At 70.6% G+C, this 26029-nt stretch carries 26 protein-coding genes; 13 read left to right on the top strand and 13 right to left on the bottom strand.

All coding sequences use genetic code 11. The features are described 5' to 3' along the window. Positions 1-2: 2 nt before the first annotated feature. Positions 3-1178 (bottom strand): HpcH/HpaI aldolase/citrate lyase family protein, encoded by a 1176-nt coding sequence (locus OG625_RS26730; RefSeq protein ID WP_329386039.1) that lies wholly within the window; start codon positions 1176-1178, stop codon positions 3-5. A gap of 194 nt (positions 1179-1372) precedes the next feature. On the opposite strand from OG625_RS26730, the gene OG625_RS26725 reads away from it, so the two are divergent. Next, the gene (locus tag OG625_RS26725; protein WP_329390971.1) at positions 1373-2119 is read left to right on the top strand and encodes a TerD family protein; all 747 of its coding nucleotides are present in this window, start codon (positions 1373-1375) and stop codon (positions 2117-2119) included. A gap of 108 nt (positions 2120-2227) precedes the next feature. Here the strand turns inward: OG625_RS26725 and OG625_RS26720 are convergent, their stop codons facing one another. From OG625_RS26720 to OG625_RS26695, 6 genes are all read right to left on the bottom strand, one after another. Next, positions 2228-2968 (bottom strand): TerD family protein, encoded by a 741-nt coding sequence (locus OG625_RS26720; RefSeq protein WP_329386037.1) that lies wholly within the window; start codon positions 2966-2968, stop codon positions 2228-2230. 96 nt (positions 2969-3064) lie between these two features. Then, positions 3065-4177, bottom strand: coding sequence for a DUF475 domain-containing protein (locus OG625_RS26715; RefSeq protein ID WP_329390970.1), 1113 nt, complete (start codon positions 4175-4177; stop codon positions 3065-3067). A 33-nt stretch (positions 4178-4210) separates the two neighbouring features. Next, a complete protein-coding gene (locus OG625_RS26710; protein WP_329386035.1) occupies positions 4211-4786 on the bottom strand; it encodes a TerD family protein in 576 nt (191 codons plus the stop codon). A gap of 136 nt (positions 4787-4922) precedes the next feature. Next, the gene (locus tag OG625_RS26705; protein ID WP_329386033.1) at positions 4923-5498 is read right to left on the bottom strand and encodes a TerD family protein; all 576 of its coding nucleotides are present in this window, start codon (positions 5496-5498) and stop codon (positions 4923-4925) included. A 103-nt stretch (positions 5499-5601) separates the two neighbouring features. Next, the gene (locus tag OG625_RS26700) at positions 5602-6060 is read right to left on the bottom strand and encodes a peroxiredoxin (RefSeq protein ID WP_329386032.1); all 459 of its coding nucleotides are present in this window, start codon (positions 6058-6060) and stop codon (positions 5602-5604) included. Between the two features lie 161 nt (positions 6061-6221). Further along, positions 6222-6653 (bottom strand): DUF3052 domain-containing protein, encoded by a 432-nt coding sequence (locus tag OG625_RS26695; protein ID WP_329386029.1) that lies wholly within the window; start codon positions 6651-6653, stop codon positions 6222-6224. 449 nt (positions 6654-7102) lie between these two features. Here OG625_RS26695 and aceE point away from each other — a divergent pair, with 449 nt between their 5' ends. Together aceE and OG625_RS26685 are read left to right on the top strand one after the other, a co-directional pair. Continuing rightward, positions 7103-9835 (top strand): pyruvate dehydrogenase (acetyl-transferring), homodimeric type, encoded by a 2733-nt coding sequence (gene aceE, locus OG625_RS26690; protein ID WP_329386026.1) that lies wholly within the window; start codon positions 7103-7105, stop codon positions 9833-9835. A 78-nt stretch (positions 9836-9913) separates the two neighbouring features. Then, entirely contained in the window at positions 9914-10705 is a 792-nt protein-coding gene (locus OG625_RS26685) for a potassium channel family protein (protein ID WP_329386023.1), read from the top strand. On the opposite strand, the gene OG625_RS26680 is transcribed toward OG625_RS26685, so the two are convergent. Together OG625_RS26680 and OG625_RS26675 are read right to left on the bottom strand one after the other, a co-directional pair. Then, positions 10686-11066 carry a peptidase inhibitor family I36 protein gene (locus tag OG625_RS26680; protein WP_329386020.1) on the bottom strand — a complete coding sequence of 127 codons (381 nt, stop codon included), beginning with the start codon at positions 11064-11066 and terminating at the stop codon, positions 10686-10688. The two genes, OG625_RS26685 and OG625_RS26680, sit on opposite strands and share 20 nt — an antisense overlap. Before the next feature lie 197 nt (positions 11067-11263). Beyond that, positions 11264-12856, bottom strand: a complete 1593-nt coding sequence (locus tag OG625_RS26675; RefSeq protein WP_329386017.1) for an MFS transporter — start codon at positions 12854-12856, stop codon at positions 11264-11266. 133 nt (positions 12857-12989) lie between these two features. Between OG625_RS26675 and OG625_RS26670 the strand changes: the two genes are divergently transcribed. The 3 genes from OG625_RS26670 to OG625_RS26660 all read left to right on the top strand — a co-directional run bounded on the left by OG625_RS26670 (position 12990) and on the right by OG625_RS26660 (position 16110). Further along, entirely contained in the window at positions 12990-13652 is a 663-nt protein-coding gene (locus OG625_RS26670; RefSeq protein ID WP_329386014.1) for a TetR/AcrR family transcriptional regulator, read from the top strand. Positions 13653-13962: 310 nt separating this feature from the next. Continuing rightward, the gene (locus tag OG625_RS26665; RefSeq protein ID WP_443067908.1) at positions 13963-15192 is read left to right on the top strand and encodes an alpha/beta hydrolase; all 1230 of its coding nucleotides are present in this window, start codon (positions 13963-13965) and stop codon (positions 15190-15192) included. 75 nt (positions 15193-15267) lie between these two features. Next, complete coding sequence (locus tag OG625_RS26660; RefSeq protein ID WP_329386011.1) at positions 15268-16110, top strand: DUF4429 domain-containing protein; 843 nt, start codon at positions 15268-15270, stop codon at positions 16108-16110. Positions 16111-16364: 254 nt separating this feature from the next. On the opposite strand, the gene OG625_RS26655 is transcribed toward OG625_RS26660, so the two are convergent. Both OG625_RS26655 and OG625_RS26650 read right to left on the bottom strand, forming a co-directional pair. Then, positions 16365-17402 (bottom strand): aldo/keto reductase, encoded by a 1038-nt coding sequence (locus OG625_RS26655; protein ID WP_329386009.1) that lies wholly within the window; start codon positions 17400-17402, stop codon positions 16365-16367. Next, positions 17399-17782: a MerR family transcriptional regulator gene (locus tag OG625_RS26650; RefSeq protein WP_329386007.1), complete on the bottom strand. Its 384-nt coding sequence runs from the start codon at positions 17780-17782 to the stop codon at positions 17399-17401. Before OG625_RS26650 ends, OG625_RS26655 begins: the two co-directional genes overlap by 4 nt. 78 nt (positions 17783-17860) lie before the next feature. Here OG625_RS26650 and OG625_RS26645 point away from each other — a divergent pair, with 78 nt between their 5' ends. Beyond that, positions 17861-18679 (top strand): serine hydrolase domain-containing protein, encoded by an 819-nt coding sequence (locus tag OG625_RS26645; RefSeq protein ID WP_329390966.1) that lies wholly within the window; start codon positions 17861-17863, stop codon positions 18677-18679. Here OG625_RS26645 and OG625_RS26640 read toward each other — a convergent pair. Beyond that, positions 18676-19332 (bottom strand): pirin family protein, encoded by a 657-nt coding sequence (locus OG625_RS26640; RefSeq protein ID WP_329386005.1) that lies wholly within the window; start codon positions 19330-19332, stop codon positions 18676-18678. The two genes, OG625_RS26645 and OG625_RS26640, sit on opposite strands and share 4 nt — an antisense overlap. Before the next feature lie 80 nt (positions 19333-19412). Between OG625_RS26640 and OG625_RS26635 the strand changes: the two genes are divergently transcribed. The 5 genes from OG625_RS26635 (at position 19413) to fabF (ending at position 24313) form a co-directional block, all read left to right on the top strand. After that, complete coding sequence (locus OG625_RS26635) at positions 19413-20630, top strand: PucR family transcriptional regulator (RefSeq protein ID WP_329386003.1); 1218 nt, start codon at positions 19413-19415, stop codon at positions 20628-20630. An 89-nt stretch (positions 20631-20719) separates the two neighbouring features. Then, entirely contained in the window at positions 20720-21637 is a 918-nt protein-coding gene (locus tag OG625_RS26630) for an ACP S-malonyltransferase (protein ID WP_329386001.1), read from the top strand. Between the two features lie 18 nt (positions 21638-21655). Beyond that, positions 21656-22660 (top strand): ketoacyl-ACP synthase III, encoded by a 1005-nt coding sequence (locus OG625_RS26625; protein ID WP_329385999.1) that lies wholly within the window; start codon positions 21656-21658, stop codon positions 22658-22660. Between the two features lie 56 nt (positions 22661-22716). After that, positions 22717-22968 carry an acyl carrier protein gene (locus OG625_RS26620; protein ID WP_329385997.1) on the top strand — a complete coding sequence of 84 codons (252 nt, stop codon included), beginning with the start codon at positions 22717-22719 and terminating at the stop codon, positions 22966-22968. Between the two features lie 79 nt (positions 22969-23047). After that, the gene (gene fabF, locus OG625_RS26615) at positions 23048-24313 is read left to right on the top strand and encodes a beta-ketoacyl-ACP synthase II (protein ID WP_329385995.1); all 1266 of its coding nucleotides are present in this window, start codon (positions 23048-23050) and stop codon (positions 24311-24313) included. 64 nt (positions 24314-24377) lie between these two features. Here the strand turns inward: fabF and OG625_RS26610 are convergent, their stop codons facing one another. Next, a complete protein-coding gene (locus OG625_RS26610; protein ID WP_031150765.1) occupies positions 24378-24872 on the bottom strand; it encodes a DUF3145 domain-containing protein in 495 nt (164 codons plus the stop codon). Between the two features lie 249 nt (positions 24873-25121). Between OG625_RS26610 and OG625_RS26605 the strand changes: the two genes are divergently transcribed. Next, positions 25122-26018: an SGNH/GDSL hydrolase family protein gene (locus OG625_RS26605; protein ID WP_329385991.1), complete on the top strand. Its 897-nt coding sequence runs from the start codon at positions 25122-25124 to the stop codon at positions 26016-26018. The last annotated feature ends 11 nt before the right edge of the window (positions 26019-26029 follow it).

Below are 26029 nucleotides of genomic sequence, written 5' to 3'. Positions count from 1 at the left end.
GCTCACACCTGGAGCCCGGCCGTGAGGAGGTCGACGAAGCCGACCTCCTCCTTCGCCACACCGAAGACCTCGGCGCGCAGCATGGTGCGCTCGGCCCAGGCCCGGTGGGGCTTCACCTCGTTCATCTTGTTCGTATACGAGGAACGCAGCACTCCGCCGCCGCCGCGCTCGGGCCGCAGGATGTCCTGGGCGTCGCTGAACTCCTCGTGGGAGACCACCGACAGTGCGTGCACGGGCGTGACGTGGGCGGGGTGGATGCAGGTCTTGCCGAGCAGCCCGTTGGCCCGGTCGAGTTCGATCTCGCGCAGCAGCCCGTCCAGGTCGTGCTCGATGAGCGCCGTGCGCAGTTCTTCGACGCCCTCCTCCAGGAAGGGGCTGCGGCGCAGCTGGGGCTTGAAGAGGCGCTGCTGGCTGCGGAAGTACTCCCAGACCGGGCCGGTGACCGTGAAGCCGGTGCCGTCGGCGCGGCTCAGTACGTTCACCACGTCCGCGATGACGCCCGCCACGATCTGGACGTCGTACGCGGTCATGTCGGGGGTGCGCCGCAGGCCGTAGGCCGAGCAGAAGTCGGTCACGCCGAGCCGCAGGGCCAGGACGCGCTCGCGGTGGGCGTTGACGGTGCGCGAGATCCCTGCGAGGGCCTCGCTGCGGGTTTCGAGGTGGAGGAGGTCCGGGGTCTCCAGGACCGGCATCGCGTACAGCCGGGCGAGTCCGCTGGCGGCTTCCGCCCCGGCGACGGCGTCGAGGAAGGCGGTTCCGCGGCTCTCGGTGAACTTCGGGAGCACGAATCCGGCCAGGTGCCGCGCGGTGCCCCCGAGGCGGCCTACGAGGTCGGGTATCTGCTCCGGCGTGCGGACGCGGATGAAGAGCAGCGGGTGCTCGGCTTCGTCCGTGCCGTCGGCGTCGAGCGCGGCGAACTGCCGGACGAGGTTCTCCTCGGCGCCGACGACGTCCGCGTCGCTGATGGAATCCTCCAGGCAGAGGACCATGGAGACGACGCCCCGGCCGGCCTGCTTGCGGATGTCCGCGGCGAGCGCGGGGCGGGTCGCCGGGCTGTACAGGGTGGCGCCGAGCGCCGCCGCGAGGATCCGGGCCGGTGAGGCTCCAGTGAACTCCGCCGGTTCCTGGTGGAAGAGGTCCTTACGGACGCTGGGCGATATGTGCCCAAAGTGACGCATGTGCTTCCCCCGTACTGCCTCGGCGGCCCAACTGGCATGGCCGGTAATAGTACGTACGAACGTGGGTCAAAAATTCCTCAAGCACATGAAGTTCAGGTAACCCCCTTGCACCATGCCCAGGTCTTTCGTTTGAGACAAGGCCTTACGGGGGGCCGCATTGTCCCGCTCCACCCCGGGAGGGCAGGATGACGGGCATGACGCACGCGATGCAGAAGGGCTCGAACATCCCGGTGGCCGCCGTGGCGGTCCGGGCGGTGCTGCGCTGGACCGGCGGCCCCGAGGTCCCGGACGTGGACGCCTCCGCGCTGCTCGTGGGCTCCGACGGCCGGGTGCGTTCGGACGAGGACTTCGTCTTCTACAACCAGCCCCGGCACCCCTCCGGAGCCGTCTGGCGGCTCGGCAAGAAGCAGCTCGGCGACGCGATCACCGACGCCGTTCAGGCGGACCTGCGCACGGTGACCCCGAGCGTGGACCGGATCCTGGTGGTCGCCTCCGCCGAGGACATGCCCTTCGAGCGGGTGCGCGACCTGCGGATCCTCCTGTACGACGCCTCCGCGACCGGCGGCTCCGATCCGCTGGCCTACTTCGACGTACGGCCCGAGACCGGCGCCGAGACGGCGCTGATCTGCGGCGAGCTGTACCGCCGGGGCGACGGGTGGAAGTTCCGCGCGCTCGGCGAGGGCTACTCCAACGGGCTGGTGGGGCTGGCGACCGACCACGGGATCTCGGTCGACGAGAACGCCCCCGACCCGGCGGCCCAGCCCGCGCCGGGACCCACCTCCGAGCAGACCGCCGCGATGGCCCCGCCCACGCAGGCTCCGCCGGCCGTCCAGCCGGCCTACGGGTACCCGCAGCCGGTGTCCCCGGCCCCGGTGCCGGGTCCGGGCGGCGATCCGACCTTCCGGCTGCCGGTGCAGGGCCCGCAGTTCATCCGCCGCTGAGGCCTGCGCGTACGCCCCGCCGGGAGCTCCGGCGGGGCCCCGCACAGGGCCCGGCGGACCCGCGGCCCCGCCGGGCCCGCGGCGCCGCCATGCGGTCGGGTCCGTCCCTCAGGCCTTGGTGCTCTTGTAGCCCCGCCCCCACTGGAGCCCCCAGCCGTACAGCCGGTCCAGCTCGGCCTGGAACCCGTAGACGAACTTCACCTCGCGCCGCACGATCAGCTCGCCCTTGACCTTCTCGAAGGACACCACGGCGCAGGAGCGGGCCTCGGGGTGCCGCTCCTCCAACGCGATCTCGATGCGCGGTCCGGAGCTCGGGAAGAGGGTGACCAGGGCGTGCGTCCGGTCGAAGGCCGGGGTCTGGTCGTAGATGTAGACGAAGAACAGCAGCCGCTTGATCTCATCGGCGTGGTCGAGGTTGACGTAGAGGGTCTCGCCCGACGCCGATCCGAAGCGGTCGTCGCCGCTGAGCTTCACGTACGGCGGGTCGTTGATGTCCCCGAGGAGGTTGCCCAGCGGCTGTACCGCACCCCGGGTGCCGTCGTTGAGTTCGTAGAGACAGCCGAGGTCGAGGTCGACGTTGACCATGCCCTGGGTGTGCGCCTGCACCATGTCCGGCTTGAAGAGCTTGAACGGGTGCCGGAAGAGCTGCCCGCTCTGGCCCGAGCGGCCGCCGATGTCCGAGGTGCGCATGCGCCAGGACAGGTTGACGCGCAGATTCCCGTGGACCGCCCCCTGCTTGGTGAGCGACACCGTCGGATGTCGTTTGGTCAGCTCGATCGCGTTCGACGAGGCGCTGCCGGACTGGAACTGGCCGGCCCGGCTGCCCAGGATGCCGTCGAAGAATCCCATCCCCTACCCCCTGATACGTACGGAAGCGGGGCGGCCCGGCGGGTCCGTGGGGACCCGGGCCGCCCCGCAATGGAGCGTTCCGCATTACCGCCGAGGTCATGCCTCCGCGGCGGAACCCTCCAGTTCCAGCTTCTTGTTGCGTCGCACCGAGGACCAGAAGGAGCCGGCGATCAGCACCACGCCGACGAGGCCGGTGATGATCTCGCTGATCTCGTGCTGGATGGTGACGAGCAGGATGAAGGCGAGCGCGCCGATCGCGTAGTGCGCGCCGTGCTCCAGGTAGACGTAGTCGTCGAGGGTGCCCTGGCGGACCAGGTAGACCGTCAGCGACCGGACGTACATGGCGCCGATGCCGAGGCCGAGCGCCATCCAGAAGATGTGGTTGGTGATGGCGAAGGCGCCGATGACCCCGTCGAAGGAGAACGAGGCGTCGAGGACTTCCAGGTAGAGGAAGAGGAAGAACGCGGCCTTGCCGGCCAGGCCGACGGCGGAGACGGGCTTGCCCGCGGCCTTGGCCTTCTCCTCTTCCTCGTGCTCGCGCTCCTCTTCCTCCTCCAGCTTGTCCTCGAAGTACGAGGACAGGCCGCCGACGATGAGGTACGTGATCAGGCCGGCGACGCCGGCGAGCAGCACGGTGGCGGACTTGTCCGCGTGGCCGGTGCTGGTGTGCGCGTTGACCGCGAAGGTCATCGCCGAGACCAGCAGCGCGATCAAGGCGATGCAGACCGACAGCATGTCGACCTTGCCGAGCTTGGCCAGCGGGCGCTCCAGCCAGGCGAGCCACTTGTGCTCCCGCTCCTCGAAGATGAAGTCGAGGAAGATCATCAGCAGGAACATGCCACCGAAGGCGGCGATGGCCGGGTGGGCATCCGTGACCAGGGCCTCGTACTGCTCGGGGTTGTCCAGCGCCAGCTGGATCGCCTCGATGGGGCCGACCTTGGCACTGATGGCGACGATCGCCACCGGGAAGACCAACCGCATACCGAAGACGGCGATCAGGATGCCGACGGTGAGGAAGATCTTCTGCCAGAAGGCATTCATCTTCTTCAGGATTCCGGCGTTGACGACCGCGTTGTCGAAGGACAGCGAGATCTCGAGGATCGACAGGATCAGTACGACCCCGAACGCCTCCCACCCCCACTGCCACGCGGCAAAGGCAAGGCCGATCGCCGTGATGGCGAACGACCAGCCGAAGGTTTTCAGAACCACTGGCACCTGGCACCCCATGCGTCTTGAACGGCTTTACGAAACGTTGACCCCGAAGTCTAGAGCGATGCCTCGGAGGCCCGACGCGTACCCCTGCCCCACCGCACGGAACTTCCATTCACCGCCGTAGCGGTACACCTCGCCGAAGATCATCGCGGTCTCGCTGGAGGCGTCCTCGGAGAGGTCGTAGCGGGCCAGTTCCTGGCCGTCCGCCTGGTTCACCACGCGGATGAAGGCATTGCTGACCTGGCCGAAGCTCTGACGGCGGTTGTCCGCGTCGTGGATGGAGACCGGAAAGACGATCTTGTCCACCCGCTCCGGCACCTTGCTCAGGTCGATGATGATCGATTCGTCGTCCCCGTCACCCTCGCCGGTGAGGTTGTCCCCGGTGTGTTCGACGGAGCCCTCGGGGCTCTTGAGGTTGTTGTAGAAGACGAAGTACTCGTCCCCGAGCACCCGGCCGCTGTTGCACAGCAGCGCGCTGGCATCGAGGTCGAAGTCGGCGCCCGTGGTGGAGCGCGCGTCCCATCCGAGGCCGATCAGAACCCGGGTGAGGTTCGGTGCGGCCTTGGACAGGGAGACATTGCCCCCCTTGGCGAGTGTGACGCCCATGTTGTGGTCCTCCCCGGACGACGGTGTGGCGGTGGCGGTGTGGCGGTGGTGCGGCAGTGCGGTGTGGCGGTGGCAGAAGCCGGTCCGGCGCCGTACACACAGTGCACGGCGCCGGACGGGTGGACTGCTCTTCGACTCAGACGTTGACGCCGAAGTCCTGCGCGATGCCGCGCAGGCCCGAGGCGTAACCCTGGCCGATGGCGCGGAACTTCCACTCCGCGCCGTTGCGGTACAGCTCGCCGAAGACCATCGCGGTCTCGGTCGAGGCGTCCTCGGAGAGGTCGTACCGGGCGAGCTCGGTGTTGTCGGCCTGGTTCACGACGCGGATGTACGCGTTGCGGACCTGGCCGAAGCTCTGCTGACGGGCCTCGGCCTCGTAGATCGAGACCGGGAAGACGATCTTCGCGACGTCGGCCGGGACGCCGGTGAGGTTGACCTTGATCGCCTCGTCGTCGCCCTCGCCCTCACCGGTGGTGTTGTCACCGGTGTGCTCCACCGAGCCGTCGGGGCTCTTCAGGTTGTTGAAGAAGACGAAGTTCGCGTCGCTGGCGACCTTGCCCTGGTCGTTGGTCAGGATCGCACTGGCGTCGAGGTCGAAGTCACCACCGGTGGTGGTGCGAGCGTCCCAGCCCAGACCGACGATGACCGCCGTCAGGTTAGGCGCGGCCTTGGTCAGCGAGACGTTGCCGCCCTTGCTGAGGCTGACTCCCACGGGTCCTCCATTGGGTTCTGTGTGGGGCAGTGCCCCGTCGTGCGCTTGCAATCGGATCAACGTTCCGATCCTAGTGACGGGTTCCCGTCCCACAGGGGGGTTTTCAGAGGCTGTCGAGCGCCTTGATGTACTCGTTGAGATCACGGGCGTCGGGCAGACCGTTGACCACGGTCCAGCGCACGACGCCGTCCTTGTCGATGATGAACGTGCCCCGGACCGCGCAGCCCTTCTCCTCGTCGAAGACGCCGTAGGCGCGGGAGGTCTCGCCGTGCGGCCAGAAGTCCGACAGCAGCGGGTAGTCGAGGTTCTCCTGCTCCCCGAAGACCCGCAGGGTCGGCACGGAGTCGTTGGAGACCGCGAGGAGCTGCACGTCGTCGTTCTGGAAGCGCGGGAGCTGGTCGCGGAGCTCGCACAGCTCGCCGGTGCAGACGCCGGTGAAGGCGAACGGGTAGAAGAGCAGCACGACGGCCTTCTCCCCCCGGAAGTCGGAGAGCCGCACCGTGGCGCCGTGGTTGTCCTTGAGCTCGAAGTCCGGGGCCTTGTCGCCGACCTCGATCGCCATCTCTCGCATCCCTTCGTTCCCGCATCCCTGCGTTGGGCTGTTCGGGTGAGTCAAAGCCTAGGGCCTGGGACGCCCCGGGTCCGGGAACGCACACACCCCGCCGACCGGGGTCACCTGGTAGGCGGGGTGTGATTGCGTGTCCGCTCGGCTGCGGGTGCGGCTCAGCGCTTGGTCTTGGCAGCCGCCGTCTTGGGCGTCACCAGCTTGGTGGCGGCCCATTCCTTGCCGACGCTGACGCTCCTGGTCTGCGACAGGCCGGCCGTTTCGGCGGCCTCGCTGATGTCGCTGGCCTCGACGTAGCCGTCACGGCCCGTCTTGGGGGTCAGCAGCAGGATCAGGGCAGCGTCCTCGACCAGCTCTGTGGCGTCGACCAGCGCATCCGTCAGGTCGCCGTCGTCCTCCCGGAACCACAGCAGGACCGCGTCAGCGACGTCGTCGTACTCCTCGTCGACGAGTTCGCCGACGAGCTCCTCGACGGCATCACGGAATTCCTGATCGGCGTCGTCGTCGTAGCCGATCTCCTGGACCACCTGTTCGGACTGGAAACCCAGCCGGGCGGCCAGGCTCTCCGCGTGGTCCGCGGTCGCGCTCACGGGGTGCCTCCTGCTCATGTTCGGTGAATGTCTTCGGCGGCGCGCGTACGCGCAGCATTGGGCGTAGTCCACACGGGCGCGGCGGATCGCGCAAGTACCCGGCCGCCGAGACCGTCGAAACGGTGACGATTACGGCCGTCTCGCCGCAACTTTCAGCCTTCCCGTGTGCACCTCTGGTGATTCATCCCACACCATTCCAGCTCATTCGGCATTGCTTGAGGACTTTCCTACCTGTTTGAGGGACGAACGGCCTTACGAAGGCGCTGCCCGGCTTGGGCGTAAGGTTGCGATTTGGCCGGAACCGCCACCCGTCCCACCGTTACACGCCCCCTACGTTCCCCGCCGACTCCGGGGATTACCCGGTGGTAAAGATGACGATCCCGGCCGAGCGTAAGAGCATGGGAGGCGGCGAACACAAGGCACGACTCCCCCGACAGCGAAGGAACAGCGTGGCTTCCGCATCCGATCGCAATCCGATCATCATTGGCGGCCTGCCGAGTCAGGTCCCGGACTTCGATCCGGAGGAAACGCAGGAGTGGCTCGACTCGCTGGACGCAGCGGTCGACGAGCGGGGCCGTGAGCGCGCCCGCTACCTGATGCTGCGGCTGATCGAGCGGGCCCGCGAGAAGCGCGTGGCCGTGCCCGAGATGCGCAGCACGGACTACGTCAACACCATCGCCACCAAGGACGAGCCGTTCTTCCCCGGCAACGAGGAGATCGAGCGCAAGGTCCTGAACGCCACCCGGTGGAACGCGGCCGTCATGGTCTCGCGCGCCCAGCGTCCGGGCATCGGCGTCGGCGGTCACATCGCCACGTTCGCATCCTCCGCCTCCCTCTACGACGTGGGCTTCAACCACTTCTTCCGGGGCAAGGACGAGGGCGACGGCGGCGACCAGATCTTCTTCCAGGGCCACGCCTCCCCGGGCATCTACGCCCGCGCCTTCCTCCTGGACCGGCTCACCGAGCAGCAGCTCGACGCGTTCCGGCAGGAGAAGTCGAAGGCCCCGTACGGCCTTTCCAGCTACCCGCACCCGCGTCTGATGCCGGACTTCTGGGAGTTTCCGACCGTCTCGATGGGCCTCGGTCCGCTCGGGGCGATCTACCAGGCACGGATGAACCGGTACATGGAGGCGCGCGGGATCGCGGACACCTCCAAGTCCCACGTATGGGCGTATCTCGGCGACGGCGAGATGGACGAGCCGGAATCGCTCGGGCAGCTGTCCATCGCCGCTCGCGAGGGCCTGGACAACCTGACCTTCGTCGTCAACTGCAACCTGCAGCGCCTCGACGGCCCGGTCCGCGGCAACGGGAAGATCATCCAGGAGCTGGAGTCGCAGTTCCGCGGCGCCGGCTGGAACGTCATCAAGCTGATCTGGGACCGCTCCTGGGACCCGCTGCTGGCCCAGGACCGCGACGGCATCCTGGTCAACAAGATGAACTCCACCCCGGACGGGCAGTTCCAGACGTACGCCACCGAATCGGGTGCGTACATCCGTGATCACTTCTTCGGCGGGGACCAGCGGCTGCGCGCGATGGTCGAGAACATGACCGACTACCAGATCCAGCACCTGGGCCGCGGCGGTCACGACCACAAGAAGGTCTACGCGGCGTACGCGGCGGCCAAGGCCCACAAGGGCCAGCCGACGGTGATCCTGGCGCAGACGGTCAAGGGCTGGACGCTCGGCCCGAACTTCGAGGGCCGCAACGCGACACACCAGATGAAGAAGCTGACGGTCGACGACCTCAAGCGCTTCCGCGACCGCCTGCACATCCCGATCACGGACGCGCAGCTGGAGAGCGGCGCCCCGCCGTACTACCACCCGGGCCCGAAGTCGCCCGAGATCCAGTACATGCACGACCAGCGCAGCGCGCTCGGCGGCTACGTGCCGACCCGTGTGGTGCGCGCCAAGCCCCTGCAGCTGCCGGGCGACGCGACGTACGCGGCCGCCAAGAAGGGCTCGGGCCAGCAGTCGATCGCCACGACGATGGCCTTCGTCCGCATCCTGAAGGACCTGATGCGGGACAAGGAGATCGGCAAGCGCTTCGTGCTGATCGCGCCGGACGAGTACCGGACCTTCGGCATGGACGCCTTCTTCCCGAGCGCCAAGATCTACAACCCGCTGGGCCAGCAGTACGAGGCGGTCGACCGCGACCTGCTCCTCGCGTACAAGGAGTCCCCGACCGGCCAGATGCTGCACGACGGCATCTCGGAGGCCGGCTGCACGGCCTCGCTGATCGCCGCGGGTTCGGCGTACGCGACGCACGGCGAGCCGCTCATCCCGGTCTACGTCTTCTACTCGATGTTCGGTTTCCAGCGCACGGGTGACCAGTTCTGGCAGATGGCCGACCAGCTGGCGCGCGGTTTCGTCCTGGGCGCGACCGCGGGCCGGACCACCCTGACGGGTGAGGGTCTCCAGCACGCCGACGGCCACTCCCAGCTGCTGGCCTCGACTAACCCGGGCTGCGTCGCGTACGACCCGGCCTACGGCTACGAGATCGCGCACATCGTCCAGGACGGTCTGCGGCGGATGTACGGGCCCGAGGCGGAGGACGTCTTCTACTACCTGACGGTCTACAACGAGCCGATCCAGCACCCGGTCGAGCCGGCGGACGTCGACGCCGAAGGCATCCTCAAGGGCATCCACCGGGTGTCCACGGGGACGGCGGGCACGATCGGGGCGCAGATCATGGCCTCGGGCGTGGCCGTGCCGTGGGCCCTGGAGGCCCAGCGGCTGCTCGCCGAGGACTGGAACGTGCGGGCGGACGTCTGGTCGGCGACCTCCTGGAACGAGCTGCGCCGCGAGGCCGTCGAGGTGGAGGAGTACAACCTGCTCCACCCGGAGGAGGAGCAGCGCGTCCCGTACGTGACGCGGAAGCTGTCGGGTGCGGAGGGTCCGTTCGTGGCGGTCTCCGACTGGATGCGGGCGGTCCCGGACCAGATCTCGCGTTGGGTGCCCGGCACGTACACCTCGCTGGGCGCGGACGGTTTCGGCTTCGCGGACACGCGCGGTGCGGCGCGGCGCTTCTTCCACATCGACGCGCAGTCGGTGGTCCTGGCGACGCTCACGGAGCTCGCCCGGGAGGGGAAGATCGACCGCTCGGTGCTGAAGCAGGCCGTCGACCGCTACCAGCTGCTGGACGTGGCCGCGGCCGACCCGGGCCCGGCCGGCGGCGACGCGTAGCCGTCTCAAAGCAGAGCCAAGGTGCCTCCGGTTCTACCGGGGGCACCTTCGTTTCAGGCGTTCCTTACGATGCTCCGCATGAAGGAATCCTCCATCCTGACGCGCTGGGAGCGCCGTACGCAGGCTCCGCTGCTGGTGTTCGCCGTGGCCTTCGCCGTGGCGTACGCCGTGCCCATCGTGGCGCCCGACGCGGATCCGGCGGTGCATCGGGCCTGCACCTACGCGGAGTGGGCGGTGTGGGGGGCGTTCGCCTTCGACTACCTGGTGCGCCTGGCCCTCGCGAGGGACCGGAAGCAGTTCGTCCGGTCGCACTGGCTGGACCTGGCCGCGGTGGTGCTGCCGCTGGTCCAGCCGCTGCGGCTGCTCCGGCTGGTCGCCACCCTGCTGCTGGTGGGCCGGCGGGCCCGGATGGCTCCGCAGATCCGGCTGACGACGTACGTGGCCGGGGCCGTCGTGGGGCTGCTGATGTTCGGCTCGCTCGCGGTGCTGAGCGTGGAGCGGGATGCGCCCGAGGGGAACATCAAGAACCTGGGCGACGCGGTGTGGTGGTCCTTCACCACCATGACGACCGTCGGCTACGGGGACCACTCCCCCACCACCGGCCTCGGCCGGGTGCTGGCCGTCGGGCTGATGCTGTCGGGGATCGCCCTGCTCGGTGTGGTCACCGCGAACATCGCCGCCTGGTTCATCGCCCGTTTCGAGCGCGACGACCGGGCGGAGCGGCTCCAGCTGGCCGCCCTCCAGGAACTCCAGGCGGAGGTACGGGCGCTGCGCGCCGAGGTCGCCCGGCTGGGTGGCCCGGCGGCCGACGTACCGGGGCCCCCGCCGGGGGCCCCGGCGCCGCGCGCGGCTAGTGCTCCCACACCTTGAACGCCCTGACCTGGTAGGGCGACTGGGGCAGCCAGACCCCGTCGCCCGGGTAGGTCTGGAACTCGCCGGTCTCCGCGCACTCGGCCGACTGGTAGGTGGTGACCGGGCGCCCGGTCCGGTTGGTGAGGGACTGCGCGGTGGTCCCGGCGGGCAGTGCGGTGCAGCTGTTGATGTCCAGGCCGCTCAGCTCGAAGGCCTGCCGCTTGCCCTTGAACTCCGCCTTCGCCCACAGGCACAACTGCCCGGTGGCGCAGCCGGTCAGCGTCGGCGGTCCGGCCGCGTGCGCGGAGCCGGTCGTGCTCGGGATCAGGGCGGTCAGGGTCAGGGCGAGGACGGCGAAAGTGGTGTTCCACGTACGCATGACGGGTCAACTCCTTGTGGACGGGCGGCTCCCGGACCGTTTCCGGGGCTTCGTCGACACCACGCTGACCTGCGAAGACGGTCGGGCGGAAGGGGCCCCGGGCAGCTCCACCCTGATAGGCGACAGCCCCGCCGGAACCGTCCGGCGGGGCTGTCGTACGTACGGAGTTGACGCCTCCGGGGTCGGGGAGCGGCGGCTCAGATGTGGGCCGCGCCCGCGCCCTGGGAGGCGTTCTCACCGCGCTTGGTGAAGCACGCGACGACCGCGGCGAGCACCGCGACGACGCCCGCGACGGTGAAGGCGGTGCCCATGCCGTCCACGAACGTGGTGTGGGCGACCTCGGTGATCTTCTGCGCGATCTCGGGCGGGACCCCCTGGGGCACCGGGGCGATGCCGACCTGGATGCCCATCTCGGCGCCCTCGATCTGCTCCGGGGTGAGCGGCGGCAGCTCGGCGGCCCGCCAGTTGTCCCCGAACGAGTTGCTCACCGTACTGGCCATGACCGCGCCGAGGACGGCGGTGCCGAGGCTGCCGCCGACCTGCATGGCGGCCTGCTGGAGCCCGCCGGCCACACCGGACAGCTCCAGCGGGGCGTTGCCGACGATGACCTCGGTGGCTCCGACCATGACGGGCGCGAGCCCGAGGCCGAGCAGCGCGAACCAGAGGGACATGGTGAGGGTGCCGGTCTGCGGGGTGAGCTGCGCCATCCCGAAGCAGGCGGTGGCGGTGGCGGCCATGCCCGCGACGAGCGGGATGCGCGGGCCGACCTTGGTGATGGCGGCGCCGGCCAGCGGGGAACCGATGATCATCATGCCGGTCAGCGGGAGCAGGTGCAGTCCGCTGTCGACGGGGCTCATGCCGTGCACGTTCTGCAGGTAGAAGGTGACGAAGAACAGGCCTCCCATGAAGGCGAAGGCCATCAGCACCATCAGCACGGTGCCCGCGGACAGCGGCAGCGAGCGGAACATGCCCAGCGGGATCAGCGGTTCGGAGACCTTGGTCTCCCAGAACGCGAAGAGGAAGAAGCCGAGCACGGAGCCGGCGAGGAACAGCACCGTGCGGGAGTCGCCCCAGCCCCATTCCGCGGCCTTGATCAGGGCCCAGATGAGGGAGAACATCGCGGCCGACAGCAGCAGGACCCCGAGGACGTCGAAGGAGCGCGGGGCGTTCGCCGCCCGGTGGTCGACCAGGATGAACAGGCCGAAGATCAGCGCGACGATGCCGACGGGCACGTTGATGAAGAAGACGGACTGCCAGCTGACGTGCTCGACGAGCAGGCCGCCGACGATCGGGCCGGCCGCGGTCGAGGCGCCGATGACCATGCCCCAGATGCCGATGGCCATGTTGAGCTTCTCGGCGGGGAAGGTGGCGCGCAGCAGGCCGAGCGCGGCGGGCATCAGCAGCGCGCCGAACAGGCCCTGGGCGACGCGGAAGGCGATGACGAGCTCGACGCCGGTCGACAGGCCGATCGCGGCGGAGGAGAGCGCGAAGCCCGCGATGCCTATGAGGAAGGTCTGGCGGTGGCCGAAGCGGTCGCCGAGCTTGCCCGCGGTGATCAGGGAGACGGCGAGGGCCAGCAGGTAGCCGTTGGTGATCCACTGCACCTCGGCGAGCGAGGCGTTCAGGTCCTGCTGGATCGCGGGGTTGGCGACGGCGACGATCGTGCCGTCGAGGGTGACCATCATGACGCCGATCGCCACGGCGAAGAGGGTCAGCCAGGGGTGGCCGCGCAACCCCGCGCGGTCCGGAGCGGGGCCTGAATCCTTGGCCAGGGTGATCTGACTAGTCATGCGGACAGGCTAGTGACAGCGACTGACACTTCACAGACGGGTTAACGAGACAGTAACTGTCAGGTCTGTCACAGGTACCCTGACCGCTCACTCAGCGTCAGATCAGCGTTCTTCAGAAAGGACCCCTGCGGTGATGACCGACACCGCTGCCGCCGAGAGCGGAGCCGCCGGCGGACTGCGCGAGCGCAAGAAGCGGCGCACCCGGGACGCGCTGCTGCGCGCCGCACTGCTGCTCTTCGTCGCCCAGGGGTACGAGCGGACGACGGTCGACGAGATCACCGACGCGGTGCAGGTCTCCCAGCGCACCTTCTTCCGCTACTTCGCCAACAAGGAGGAGGTCGCCTTCGCCGTCCAGGAGCAGGTGGAGTCGCACTTCGTCGCGGCGCTGCGGTCCCGGCCGGCCGGGGAAGGCCCCTTCGAGGCGATGCGGGGAGCGGTCCTCGACGCGTGGGACACCCTCGACGAGGCCATCTCGGAGGTGGTCCCGGTCGACCTCTACATGCGCACCTATCAGCTGATCGAGTCGACCCCGGCGCTGCTCGCGGTGCACCTGCGGCGCTCGACGGAGCTGGAGGAGCGCGTCGCCCGGCTGATCGCGGAGCGCGAGGGGGTGGACGTGGACACCGACCCGCGACCCCGGGTCGCGGTCGCGGCGTTCACCGGCGTGATGCGGGTCACGGGGCGGCTCTGGGGCCAGGGCGAGGACACCAGCGTGGCCGCGATCCGCCGGATGACGGAGACCTACCTCGACCAGATCGGCCCGGCCCTGTCCGCCCCCTGGCGCCGTCCGGCCTGAAATCGCCCCACGCCCACGGCCCGCCGACGGTGACGCGCCCGTCCGGGCCCGCCACCTGGGCGGCCGGGTCGCCGGGGCCGGAGTCCGGGTGGGCCCGGCCGTGGCCGGGCGCGCGCCGGGGCGTCTCCTCGGGCGTCGAACGGTTCGAGGGGTCGGTGGGCCGAGGGGGTTGCCTTCGACGCCCTGCGGGGACGCCCCGCCACAAACCCGACCCCGTCCGGGTGGGCGTACGGGTGCCACGGTCGGCCGTGAGGCGCGTCACCCGGAGCGCTGCGGCGGGGAGGTGTCTCTTACGCTGGCCGTAGTGAACGTGCCCGGCCCCGCCCACCCCACCGCCCTCGGCGCCGAACCGCGCCCTGCCGCCCTGCGCACCCTGCTCGCGCTCGCGGTGGTCTTCGTGCTGCTCGCCACCACCGGCTGGACGGCCGTGCACCGCCCCGAGGGCGGCACCCCGCTGCGGGCCGCCGCGCTGGCCGCCTGGGCGAGCGCCCGGATCGACGGCCGCCCGGTACCCCCCGCGAACGCGGACGCGTCGACCGTGGCCCGATTCTTCGCCGGCCTCGACGGCGCCGCGCGGGCCCGCCTCACCGAGGCCCACCCCCTCGTCGTCGGCAACCTCGACGGGGCCCCCACCGCCACCCGTTACCGGGCCAACCTGCTCGGCCTGCGGCAGGCCGGCCGGGTCGAGGAGGCCCGTGGCCGCGATATCGCCCTCACCCCCGCCGATCGCGCGACGGCCGACCGCCGCGCCCACCGCTTCGCCTCGCTCGCCGAACCCGGCCGGCAGATCCTCGCCTTCGACCCCACCGGCACCGGCCTGGTCGCCGAGGTCTTCGGCGACCTCCAACGGGCCCGCCGGGTCTCGGTGATCGTCCCCGGCGCCGACACCGACGTGATCACCTTCGAGCGCACCCAGCGCCACTTCACCGCCCCCGTCGGCATGGCCGAGTCCCTGTACGAGGCCCAGCGCGCGGCCGCGCCCGGCAGCCCGACGGCGGTCATCGCCTGGGCCGGCTACAGCGCCCCCACCGGGGTCGGCATGGACGCCGCCACCGGCCGCATGGCCGTCGACGGCGCCGCCCGGCTGAAGTCGCTGACCGGCGCCCTGCCCGGGGATTCCGGCGTGGCGCTGTTCTGCCACAGCTACGGATCGGTGGTGTGCGGGGTCGCCGCGCGCGAACTGCCCGCCCGGGTCACGGACATCGTGGTCGCGGGCAGCCCCGGCATGCGCGCGGAGAACGTAGACGGGCTGCACACCTCGGCGCGGGTCTGGGCCACCCGGGACGAGGGCGACTGGATCGCGGACGTACCGCACCTGGAGGTCGGCGGGCTGGGCCACGGCGCCGACCCGGTGTCCCCGGGCTTCGGCGCCCGGCTGCTCTCCTCGGCCGGGGCCAAGAGCCACGCGGGGTACTTCACGCCCGGCACGGACTCGGTGCGCAACTTCGCCGAGGTCGGAAGCGGCGCGTTCGGTTCCATCAGCTGCGCGACCGGGGACGACGCGTGCCGACGCGGAATTTCCGCGGCAGAGCAGGGCTGACGCGCGTAGAGGGCCCGAAATCGGGCCCCGCAGTGAGGGGGACGCGCGGGGGTGCCTCCCTTTACGATGTGCCGCATGGGTGACGTACTGGCCGGAAACCATGCCGTCTGGGAGTTCGACCTCGACTCGGACTCGATGCTCATCCGCTTCGCACGGGGGATGCGAACGCCAAGGCTCTTCCACGCCCTCGGCCCACGCCGGATCCCCCTGGAAGCGGTGTCCGGGGTGACCGTGACCGCCGGGAAGCGGGACTCGGTGGTGCTGCGCGCCGTCCCTCGGCCGGGTGCGGACCCGCTGATGGAGGCCGCCGCCGGGCAGCTGCGGGAGGCCTGCGACCCGTACCGGCTGGTGCTTCCCGGTGAACGGGCCGCGCACGCCGCCGCCTTCGCCGAGGCCCTGGCGTCCCGGCTCGGGCCGGATCCGGCCGAGCCGTGCGAGCGCTTCCTGGTCGAGGTACCGCAGCCACCGCTGCACCTGAAGGCGTACGACGCGCGGGTGGGTTTCGACGGGTCGGCGGTCGACTTCCACTGGTCCCGTACGGGTGCCACGAGCACCAAGTGGAAGGCCTGCGACCAGCGTTACCCGCTCTCCGCGCTCACCGGCGTGGAGTGGCGCTCCCCCGAAGGGCCCGGCGGCCACCTACGGCTGCTGGTGCGGGACGCGGCCGCGGATCCCCGGCCGAGCCATGACCTCGCGGCGGCCGTCTTCGCCGTGGGGTACGGCGCGGTGCACGAGTCACTGCCGTTCGCCGCCGCCGTCCTGGCCGGTGTGAAGAGCCGAGCGGCGGTGTCCTCGGTCCCCCGGGCCCGGTCCGGCGACGACCGTTTGCGGCACCTGAGCGAGCTGTACACGGCGGGGCTGCTGACGGACGCCGAGTACGCGGCGCTGCGGGATCGTTTCTCCGCCGAGTCGCTGTAGGCGCGGGGCGGAGCCGCTGCGCGGAGCCGTCCCCTACCCGCCCTTCCGGCGTTCCCCGGGGACTCCGCCCCGGACCCACCCCCGCGCCTCAAACGCCGGCGAGGCTGAAAGAACCGGACTCTGCCCGGCCCCGGTCCTCAAACGCCGGGCGATCCAGCCGCGCCTGGCGGACGGCATCGGCCAAATCCAGCCCCGCCGGCGTTTGAGGCGCGGGGTCCGGGGCGGAGCCCCGGCGGCGGCGGCGCGGTCGGACCTCAGACCTCCCGGACCACCGAGGTGAAGGTCATGTCCGGGTAGCGGTCCCCCGCGACGCCCGCGGCGATCGGCTCCAGGAGGGCCAGCTCCGCCGCCGTGAGGCGGATCCGCGTCGCGGCGGTGTTCTCGCGGAGGCGACCCGGCTTGCGGGTGCCCGGGATCGGGATCACGATCAGGCCGTGTACCTCCGCCCGCTGCCCCACCCACGCCAGGGCGACCTGCGCCGCACTCGCCCCGTGCGCCTCGGCGACCTCCCTGATCGGGGCCAGCAGCGCCCCGTTGGCCTTCGCGTTGTCCCCGCTGAACCGCGGCTGGTGGCGCCGGAAGTCGCCTTCCGACAGCTCGGCGGCCGCGTCCGCGAACGCCCCCGTCAGGAAGCCCCGCCCCAGCGGGGAGTACGGCACGAAGGCCACGCCCAGTTCCGCCGCCGCGCCCACCGCGCTGCGCTCCACGTCCCGGCTGAAGAGCGACCACTCCGACTGCAGCGCCGCGATCGGGTGGACGGCGTGCGCCTCGCGCAGCTCCGCGCCGGTGACCTCGCTGAGCCCGAGGTGGCGGACCTTGCCCTCGGCCACCAGCTCCGCCATCGTGCCCACCGACTCCGACAGCGGCACGGCCGGATCCCGCCGGTGCATGTAGTAGAGGTCGATGACGTCCACGCCGAGCCGGCGCAGGCTGGCTTCCACCGCCCGCCGGACGTACGCGCCCTCGTTGCGGATGGCCCGGTGGGCCGGGTCGTCGTTCCGCTCTATGCCGAACTTGGTGGCGAGGGTGATCTCGTCCCGGTGCGCGGCCACGAACGGGGCGAGGAACTCCTCGTTGGCGCCCCGCCCGTATACGTCCGCCGTGTCGAAGAGGGTCACCCCGGCGGCCAGCGCCGCGTCCAGCGTGTCGCGGGCCGCCGCCTCGTCGGTGCGCCCGTAGTACTCGCTCATGCCCATGCAGCCGAGGCCCTGGACGCCGACCAGCGGGCCGCCCTTGCCGAGTTCGGCCCGCTCGATCCGTTCGATGTCTCCGATGTGCTTCCGGTCCGTCATGGCCGTGCCTTCCCCGAGTAGATGCCGATCTTGTAGTCCAGTACGGCGAGCGCGTCCGTCAGCTCCGTGAGCCGCGCCCGCACCTCGCTCCGCGTCCGTTCCAGCAGCGCGCGGCGCTCGTCGACCGTGTGCTCGCCCTCCCGGACCAGCTCGGCGTAGCGGACCATGTCCGCCACCGACATCCCGGTGGCCCGCAGCTTGCCGACGAAGGCCAGCCAGTGGAGGTCTTTGTCGCTGAAGCGGCGCTGCCCCGAGTGGGAGCGGTCCACGTGCGGCATGAGTCCGATCCGCTCGTACCAGCGCAGGGTGTGCTGGGTCAGACCGGTCCGGGCCTCGACCTCGCTGATCGTGTACCGCGTCTGCGTCAGGCTCTGGCTCATGGCCCCACGCTAAAACCCTTGAGTGCACTCCAAGCAAGTAGGCTCGGCGGCATGGAGAGCGTGGAGGGCGTCAACAGCATGGAAAGCCTGCGGATCATCGATTCCTGGCCGGTGGACACGGCCGCGGCGGCCGTCGTACGCGCCGACGGGACCCTGGCCGGTTCCCACGGGCCCGTCGACCACCGCTTCGCGCTGGCCTCGGTGACCAAGCCGCTCGCCGCGTACGCCGCCCTCGTCGCGTACGAGGAGGGGGCGATCGAGCTCGACGAGCCGGCCGGGCCCGAGGGGTCGACGGTCCGTCACCTCCTCGCGCACACCAGCGGCCTGGCCTTCGACGAGCACCGGGTGACGGCCCCGCCCGGGGACCGCCGGCTGTACTCGAACGCCGGTTTCGAGGTGCTCGGCGACCACATCGCCAAGGCCACCGGGATCCCCTTCGCCGAGTACCTTCACCAGGCGGTCTTCGAGCCGCTCGGCATGGCGTCCAGCAGCCTGGAGGGCTCTCCCGCGAAGGACGGCGTCTCCACCGTCACGGACCTGCTGCGCTTCGCCGCCGAACTGCAGGCGCCCCGGCTGCTCGACGTCCGCACGGTCGCGGAGGCCACCTCCGTCGTGCACCCCGGCCTCAAGGGCGTCCTGCCGGGCTACGGGCACCAGTCCCCCAACGACTGGGGGCTCGGCGTGGAGATCCGCGACGGCAAGTCCCCGCACTGGACGGGCGCTTCCTCCTCGCCGCGCACCTTCGGCCACTTCGGCCAGTCGGGCACCTTCCTGTGGGTGGACCCGGACGCCCGCGCCGCGTGCGTGGCCCTGACGGACCGCGCCTTCGGCCCGTGGGCCGTCGAGGCCTGGACCCCCTTCACCGACGCGGTCCTGGCCGAGCTGCGCAAGCGTTAGGCGGGCAGCTCCCAGATCAGCACTTCCCCCGGGGATCCGGCGGTGACCACCAGGCCCTCCTCGCCGGTGATCCGCACCGAGTCCCCGGGGCCCAGCTCGGCCCCGTCCAGCCGCAGGTCCCCGCGCACCACGTGCAGGTACACCCGCTCCGCCGCCGGTACGGGGACCCGCTCGCCCGCGCCGGGCCGCCGGACGTGCAGGACGGCGCCGGCCGCGGGGAGCTCGTAGGGCGCGGAGTCCGGGACGCCCTCGACCACCTCGTAGGAGGGTTCCCCGCCGGCGGTCAGCGGCGCGAGCCACATCTGCACGAAGCGCAGCGGCTCCGTGCCGTCGTTGCGCTCCACGTGCCGCGCCCCGGATCCCGCGCTGAGCCGCTGTACGTCCCCGGGGCGGACCAGGCCCTTCTCGCCGGTGCTGTCCTGGTGGGTGAGTTCGCCCTCGACGACCCAGGTCACGATCTCGGTGTGGCTGTGCGGGTGCTCGTCGAATCCGGCGCCCGGGGCGAGGGTCTCCTCGTTGCAGGCCAGGACGGGTCCGAAGCGCAGATTGTCCGGGTCGTAGAAGGATCCGAAGGAGAAGGCGTGGCGGCTGGTGATCCCGGCTGCCGGGTCCCCGCCCTCGTACCGGTCATCTCCGCGGCGCACATCAATCATGGGGGCCACCGTAGCGCCGGCGCGGCGGCGGGCACGGGACCGGACTCCGCGCAGCCCCGCCGATAGGGCAGTCTTGTCACGTGCCCCAACCCGAACGTGAGCATTCCCCCGCGACACGAGCCGCGCATCCCGCTCCCGCCCATCCGCACACCGCGACGCTGCGCCGACTGGAGAAGTCCTCCGGCCGGCTCGCCGCCAATGCGATCGCGCGCATGGACGAGACCCTGCCGTGGTACCGGGCGATGCCCCCGGAGAACCGGTCCTGGATCGGCCTCGTCGCACAGGCCGGCATCGCCGCGTTCACGGAGTGGTTCCGGCACCCGGAGACCCCGCAGGCGATCTCCACGGACGTCTTCGGGACGGCTCCCCGCGAGCTGACCCGGGCCATCACCCTGCGCCAGACGGTGGAGATGGTCCGCACGACGATCGAGGTCATGGAGGCCGCGATCGACGAGGTGGCCGCCCCGGGCGACGAGCAGATCCTGCGCGAGGCGCTGCTGGTGTACGCCCGGGAGATCGCCTTCGCGACGGCCCAGGTGTACGCGCAGGCCGCCGAGGCGCGCGGCGCGTGGGACGCCCGGCTGGAGTCCCTCGTCGTCAACGCGGTGCTGTCCGGCGAGGCCGACGAGGGTGCGCTGTCGCGGGCGGCGGCGCTCGGCTGGAACTCCCCGGAGCACGTGTGCGTGGTGCTCGGCACCGCGCCGGAGGGGGACAGCGAGCTCACGGTCGAGGCGATCCGGCGCGCGGCCCGCCACCACAAGCTCCAGGTCCTCACGGGCGTGCTCGGTGACCGCCTGGTCGTCATCGCGGGCGGCAGCGACAACCCGATGCAGGTCGCGAAGTCCCTGATCGGACCGTTCGCGGCCGGTCCGGTGGTGGCCGGTCCGGTGGTGCCCGACCTGCTGAACGCGACGAAGTCGGCGCAGGCCGCGGCGGCCGGACTGAAGGCCTGCACGGCCTGGCAGGACGCCCCGCGACCGGTGCTGGCGGACGATCTCCTGCCGGAGCGCGCGATCGCCTCGGATCCCGCTGCCCGTGAGCAGCTGGTAGAGGAGATCTACAGACCGCTGGAGGAGGCCGGGTCCGCGCTCCTGGAAACGCTGAGCGTCTACCTGGAGCAGGCGAGCAGCCTCGAAGGGGCGGCGCGGATGCTGTTCGTGCACCCCAACACGGTGCGCTACCGGCTGCGACGTGTGACCGACGTCACCGGTTGGTCGCCTTCGGATGTCCGCTCGGCGTTCACGCTGCGGATCGCCCTGATTCTGGGGCGCCTGGCCGACGGGGATCCGCAGTCCTAGACTTTTGTCGGACATCAACAATTACCCCGACCGTTCTTGGTCCCTGTCCCCACCGGCGGCAGGGGCCATCCACAAGAGAGAGTGTGAGGGTGCTCGTACTCGTCGCTCCCGGCCAAGGCGCTCAGACGCCCGGCTTCCTGACTCCCTGGCTCGACCTTCCCGGTGCCGCCGACCGCGTCGCCGCGTGGTCGGACGCCATCGGGCTGGACCTTGCCCACTACGGCACGAAGGCTGACGCCGACGAGATCCGCGACACGGCCGTGGCCCAGCCGCTGCTGGTCGCCGCGGGTCTGCTGTCCGCTGCCGCGCTCGGTTCCTCTTCGGCCTTCGGTGCCGTCGCGGGCCACAGCGTCGGCGAGATCACCGCCGCCGCGTACGCGGGCGTGCTGTCCGAGGCCGAGGCACTGTCGTTCGTACGGACGCGGGGCCTGGGCATGGCGGAGGCCGCCGCGGTCACCGAGACCGGCATGGCCGCGGTCCTCGGTGGTGACCGCGACGTCGTCGTCGCACACCTGGAGAAGCTGGGCCTGACCCCGGCCAACATCAACGGCGCGGGCCAGATCGTGGCCGCCGGCACCATGGAGCAGATCGCTGCCCTGGAGGCCGAGAAGCCCGAAGGCTCCATGAAGGTCGTCGCCCTCAAGGTCGCGGGCGCCTTCCACACGCACCACATGGCCCCGGCGGTCGCCACGCTGGAGGAGGCCGCCAAGGCCCTCTCCCCGGCGGACCCGGCCCTGAAGTACGTCTCCAACAAGGACGGCGCCGTCGTCACCTCGGGCGCCGATGTAGTCGCCCGCCTGGTCGGCCAGGTCGCCAACCCGGTCCGCTGGGACCTGTGCATGGAGACCTTCGGTGAGCTGGGCGTCACGGGAATCATCGAGCTCTGCCCCGGCGGCACCCTGACGGGCCTGGCCAAGCGCGCGCTGAAGGGCGTGCCGAGCGTCGCCCTGAAGACGCCGGAGGATCTCGACAAGGCCAAGCAGCTCTTCGCCGAGCCCGCGGCCTGAGAGAAGGAGCCCACAAGCATGTCCAAGATCAAACCGGCCAAGGGCTCCCCGTACGCCCGCATCCTCGGCGTCGGCGGTTACCGCCCGGCCCGTGTGGTGCCCAACGAGGTCATCCTGGAGACGATCGACTCGTCCGACGAGTGGATCCGTTCCCGTTCCGGCATCGCGACGCGCCATTGGGCCTCGCCCGAGGAGACCGTCGCCGCGATGTCGGTGGAGGCCTCCGGGAAGGCGCTGGCCGACGCCGGCGTCTCGCCCGAGCAGATCGGTGCGGTGATCGTCTCGACGGTCTCGCACTTCAAGCAGACCCCGGCCGTCGCGACCGAGATCGCGCACCGGGTCGGTGCGATCAAGCCCGCCGCCTTCGACATCTCCGCCGGCTGCGCCGGGTTCGGCTACGGCCTGACCCTGGCCAAGGGCATGGTCGTCGAGGGCTCGGCGGAGTACGTGCTCGTCATCGGCGTGGAGCGGCTCTCGGACCTGACCGACCTGGAGGACCGCGCGACGGCCTTCCTGTTCGGTGACGGCGCCGGCGCCGTGGTCGTCGGTCCCTCGGACGAGCCGGCCATCGGCCCCACGGTGTGGGGTTCGGAGGGCGACAAGTCCGACACCATCAAGCAGACGGTGCCGTGGGACGAGTACACCGGCAAGGGCGGCGGCGAAAAGTTCCCGGCCATCACGCAGGAGGGTCAGGCGGTCTTCCGCTGGGCCGTCTTCGAGATGGCCAAGGTGGCCCAGCAGGCGCTCGACGCCGCCGGGATCACCGCCGACGACCTGGACGTCTTCATTCCGCACCAGGCAAACATGCGGATCATCGACTCGATGGTGAAGACTCTGAAGCTGCCGGAGCACGTGACGGTCGCCCGTGACGTGGAGACCACCGGCAACACCTCGGCCGCCTCGATCCCGCTCGCTATGGAGCGGCTCCTGGCGACCGGAGCGGCGAAGAGCGGCGACACCGCGCTCGTCATCGGCTTCGGGGCGGGACTCGTCTACGCCGCGACGGTCGTTACCCTCCCCTAGGGCCGGGATACGTTCCCAGCCCTGTTCCACCTCAGTAGCTATAGAAGGAGCGCCACATGGCCGCCACCCAGGAAGAGATCGTCGCCGGTCTCGCCGACATCGTCAACGAGATCGCGGGCATCCCGGTCGAGGACGTCGAGATCGACAAGTCCTTCACCGACGACCTGGACGTCGACTCGCTGTCCATGGTCGAGGTCGTCGTCGCCGCCGAAGAGCGCTTCGACGTCAAGATCCCGGACGAGGACGTCAAGAACCTCAAGACGGTCGGCGACGCCGCGGACTACATCCTGAAGCACCAGGACGCCTAAGTCCGACCAGCGTTTGTCGCCACCCGGCGGTGGCGCCGTGACAATTCAGCACCCCCTGAGACGTGGAGAAAGAATTCCTGTGAGCCCGACCAATCGCACCGTGGTCGTCACCGGTATCGGCGCAACCACTCCGCTGGGTGGCGACAGCGCTTCGACCTGGGAAGGTCTGCTTGCCGGCCGTTCCGGCGTGAAGCCCCTCGAGGGTGAGCGCTTCGCCGAACTCCCGGTTCGTATCGCCGCCCAGGCCGCCGTGGACCCGAGCGAGGTCCTGCCCCGCCCGCTGGCCCGCAAGCTGGACCGCTCGGCCCAGTTCGCCCTCATCGCGGCCCGTGAGGCCTGGGCCGACGCGGGTTACACCGCTCCGGCCGGCGAGGACGAGTCCATCGTCCCCGAGCGCCTGGGCACTGTCATCGCCTCCGGCATCGGCGGCGTGACGACCCTGCTCGACCAGTACGACGTACTGAAGGAAAAGGGCGTGCGCCGGGTCTCCCCGCACACCGTCCCCATGCTCATGCCGAACGGCCCGTCGGCCAACGTCGGCCTGGAGGTCAACGCCCGTGCGGGCGTGCACACTCCGGTCAGCGCCTGTGCCTCCGGCGCCGAGGCCATCGGCTACGCCGTCGAGATGATCCGTACCGGCCGCGCCGACGTGGTCGTCGCGGGCGGCACCGAGGCGGCGATCCACCCGCTGCCCATCGCCGCGTTCGCCAACATGATGGCGATGTCCAAGAACAACGAGAACCCCGAGCAGGCTTCCCGCCCGTACGACAAGGCCCGTGACGGCTTCGTACTGGGCGAGGGCGCGGGCGTCGTGATCCTGGAGTCCGCCGAGCACGCCGCCGCGCGTGGCGCCCGGGTCTACTGCGAGGTGCTGGGCCAAGGTCTGTCCGCGGACAGCCACCACATCGCGCAGCCGGAGCCCACGGGTCGCGGTGTCGCGGCCGCGGTGCAGAACCTGCTCGACAACACGGGTCTCGACCCGGCCGAGCTGGTCCACCTGAACGCGCACGCCACGTCGACCCCGCAGGGTGACACGGCCGAGCTGAAGGCCCTGCGCAAGGTGCTGGGCGACGACCTCGACCACATCGCGATCTCCGCGACCAAGTCGATGACCGGTCACCTGCTCGGTGGCGCCGGCGGCATCGAGACCGTCGCGACCGTGCTGGCGCTGTACCACCGGCTGGCCCCGCCGACGATCAACTGCGACGACCTGGACGAGGACATCGACGCGGACATCGTCCGCGACGAGCCGCGCAAGCTGCCGGCCGACGGTCCGATCTCCGCGATCAACAACTCCTTCGGCTTCGGCGGTCACAACGTGACCCTGGCGTTCCGCAGCGTCTGAGTTCTGTACGTACGAAGGGCCCCGCCCGGCAGATGCCGGACGGGGCCCTTCGCACGTACAGAACTCAGACCACTTGGTGGAGCCAGCGGACCGGGGCGCCCTCGCCCGCGTAGCGGAAGGGCTCCAGTTCGTCGTCCCAGGGTTTGCCGAGCAGTTTGGCGATCTCCGCCTCCAGGTCGGTCTCACCGCGCGCCGACCGGGCGAGGGCGGCGCGCAGCCGGTCCTCCGGGATCAGGATGTCGCCGTGCATGCCGGTGACGGCGTGGAAGATGCCGAGTTCCGGGGTGGAGCTGTAGCGCTCGCCCTCGGAGGTCGGGCAGGGTTCCGCGGTCACCTCGAAGCGCAGCAGGTGCCAGCCGCGCAGCGCTGAGGCGAGTTTCGAGGCGGTGCCCGCTTCGGCCTGCCAGGAGAACTCGGCTCTCCAGGTGCCGGGGGAGGCGGGCTGCCGGATCCAGTCGAGGTTCACCCGCACCCCGAGCACGCCCGCAACAGCCCATTCCACATGCGGGCAGAGCGCGCGCGGTGCGGAATGCACGTACAGAACTCCACGTGTCGTCACCGGGACCTCCAGTGTGGGACGAGGTCAGGAATAAACTCCAGAAAACGGACAGTATGTGACGTGATGTAATGTAACGGAAATTATTTGACATTGCGCTACGGGACTTGCGGCCGAAACGCCACGGGAAAAAGCTACCGTGCGCCGGGGGTCATGGTGTGACGTACGGTCGCTCCGAGGCCCGTAAACACAGAGCTTTCACTCAGCAGGACCCCCCGAACCACGCGGGGACGACGAGGAGGGGACCTTCCCATGCGCACCACCCCCGCACGCCGTCGCGCGCGCCGGGCATTCGCGGGCGCGGGCGCGACGGTCGTGCTGCTGGCCGGGGCGGTGACCGGATGCAGCTCGGGCGGGTCGGGCGACGAGGGTGAACAGGGGGCGCAGGCGGCGCCGCGCTGGAACACCGCGCCCGCCTCCATCGCGGCGGTGGGCGACTCGATCACCCGTGGTTTCGACGCCTGTTCGGTCCTGGCCGACTGCCCGGAGGTCTCCTGGGCCACCGGCAACGACCCGGAGGTGCGCTCCCTGGCCTCGCGCCTCATCGGGGACGCCGAGGCCCCCGCGCGCAGCTGGAACCACGCGGTGACCGGCTCGCGCATGGCGGACCTGCCGCAGCAGCTGGCCGAGGCGGCCGGGCACAAGCCCGACCTGGTCACGGTCATGGTGGGCTCGAACGACGCCTGCCGGCCCACGGCTTCGGCGATGACTCCGGTGGCGGATTTCCGGGCCGGTTTCGAGAATGCCCTCGCGGGACTGCGGGCCGCCTCGCCCACCTCCCAGGTGTACGTCTCCAGCGTTCCGGACCTCCAGCGGCTGTGGGAGCAGGGCAAGGACAGCCCGATGGTGCGGCAGATCTGGAAGCTGGGCATCTGTCAGTCGATGCTCGCCGACCCGCTGTCGGCGGGCTCGGGGGCGACGGCCCGGCGGGAGCAGGTGCGGGCGCGGGTGGTGGAGTACAACGAGGTGCTGCGCGAGGTCTGCGCGAAGGACTCGCTGTGCCGCTACGACGGCGGAGCGGTGTTCCAGTACCCCTTCTCGGCGGAGCAGTTGAGCCGCTGGGACTGGTTCCATCCGGGCAAGGACGGGCAGGCGCGGCTCGCGGAACTGGCGCACCGACAGGTGACGGCGGCGCAGCCGCCGCGTTGACGCTCACATGC

The sequence above is a fragment of the Streptomyces sp. NBC_01351 genome (assembly GCF_036237315.1).
Lineage (GTDB): Bacteria > Actinomycetota > Actinomycetes > Streptomycetales > Streptomycetaceae > Streptomyces.
Note: the sequence above shows the minus strand (reverse complement) of the source record. Positions and strands in the feature narration are given on the sequence as shown.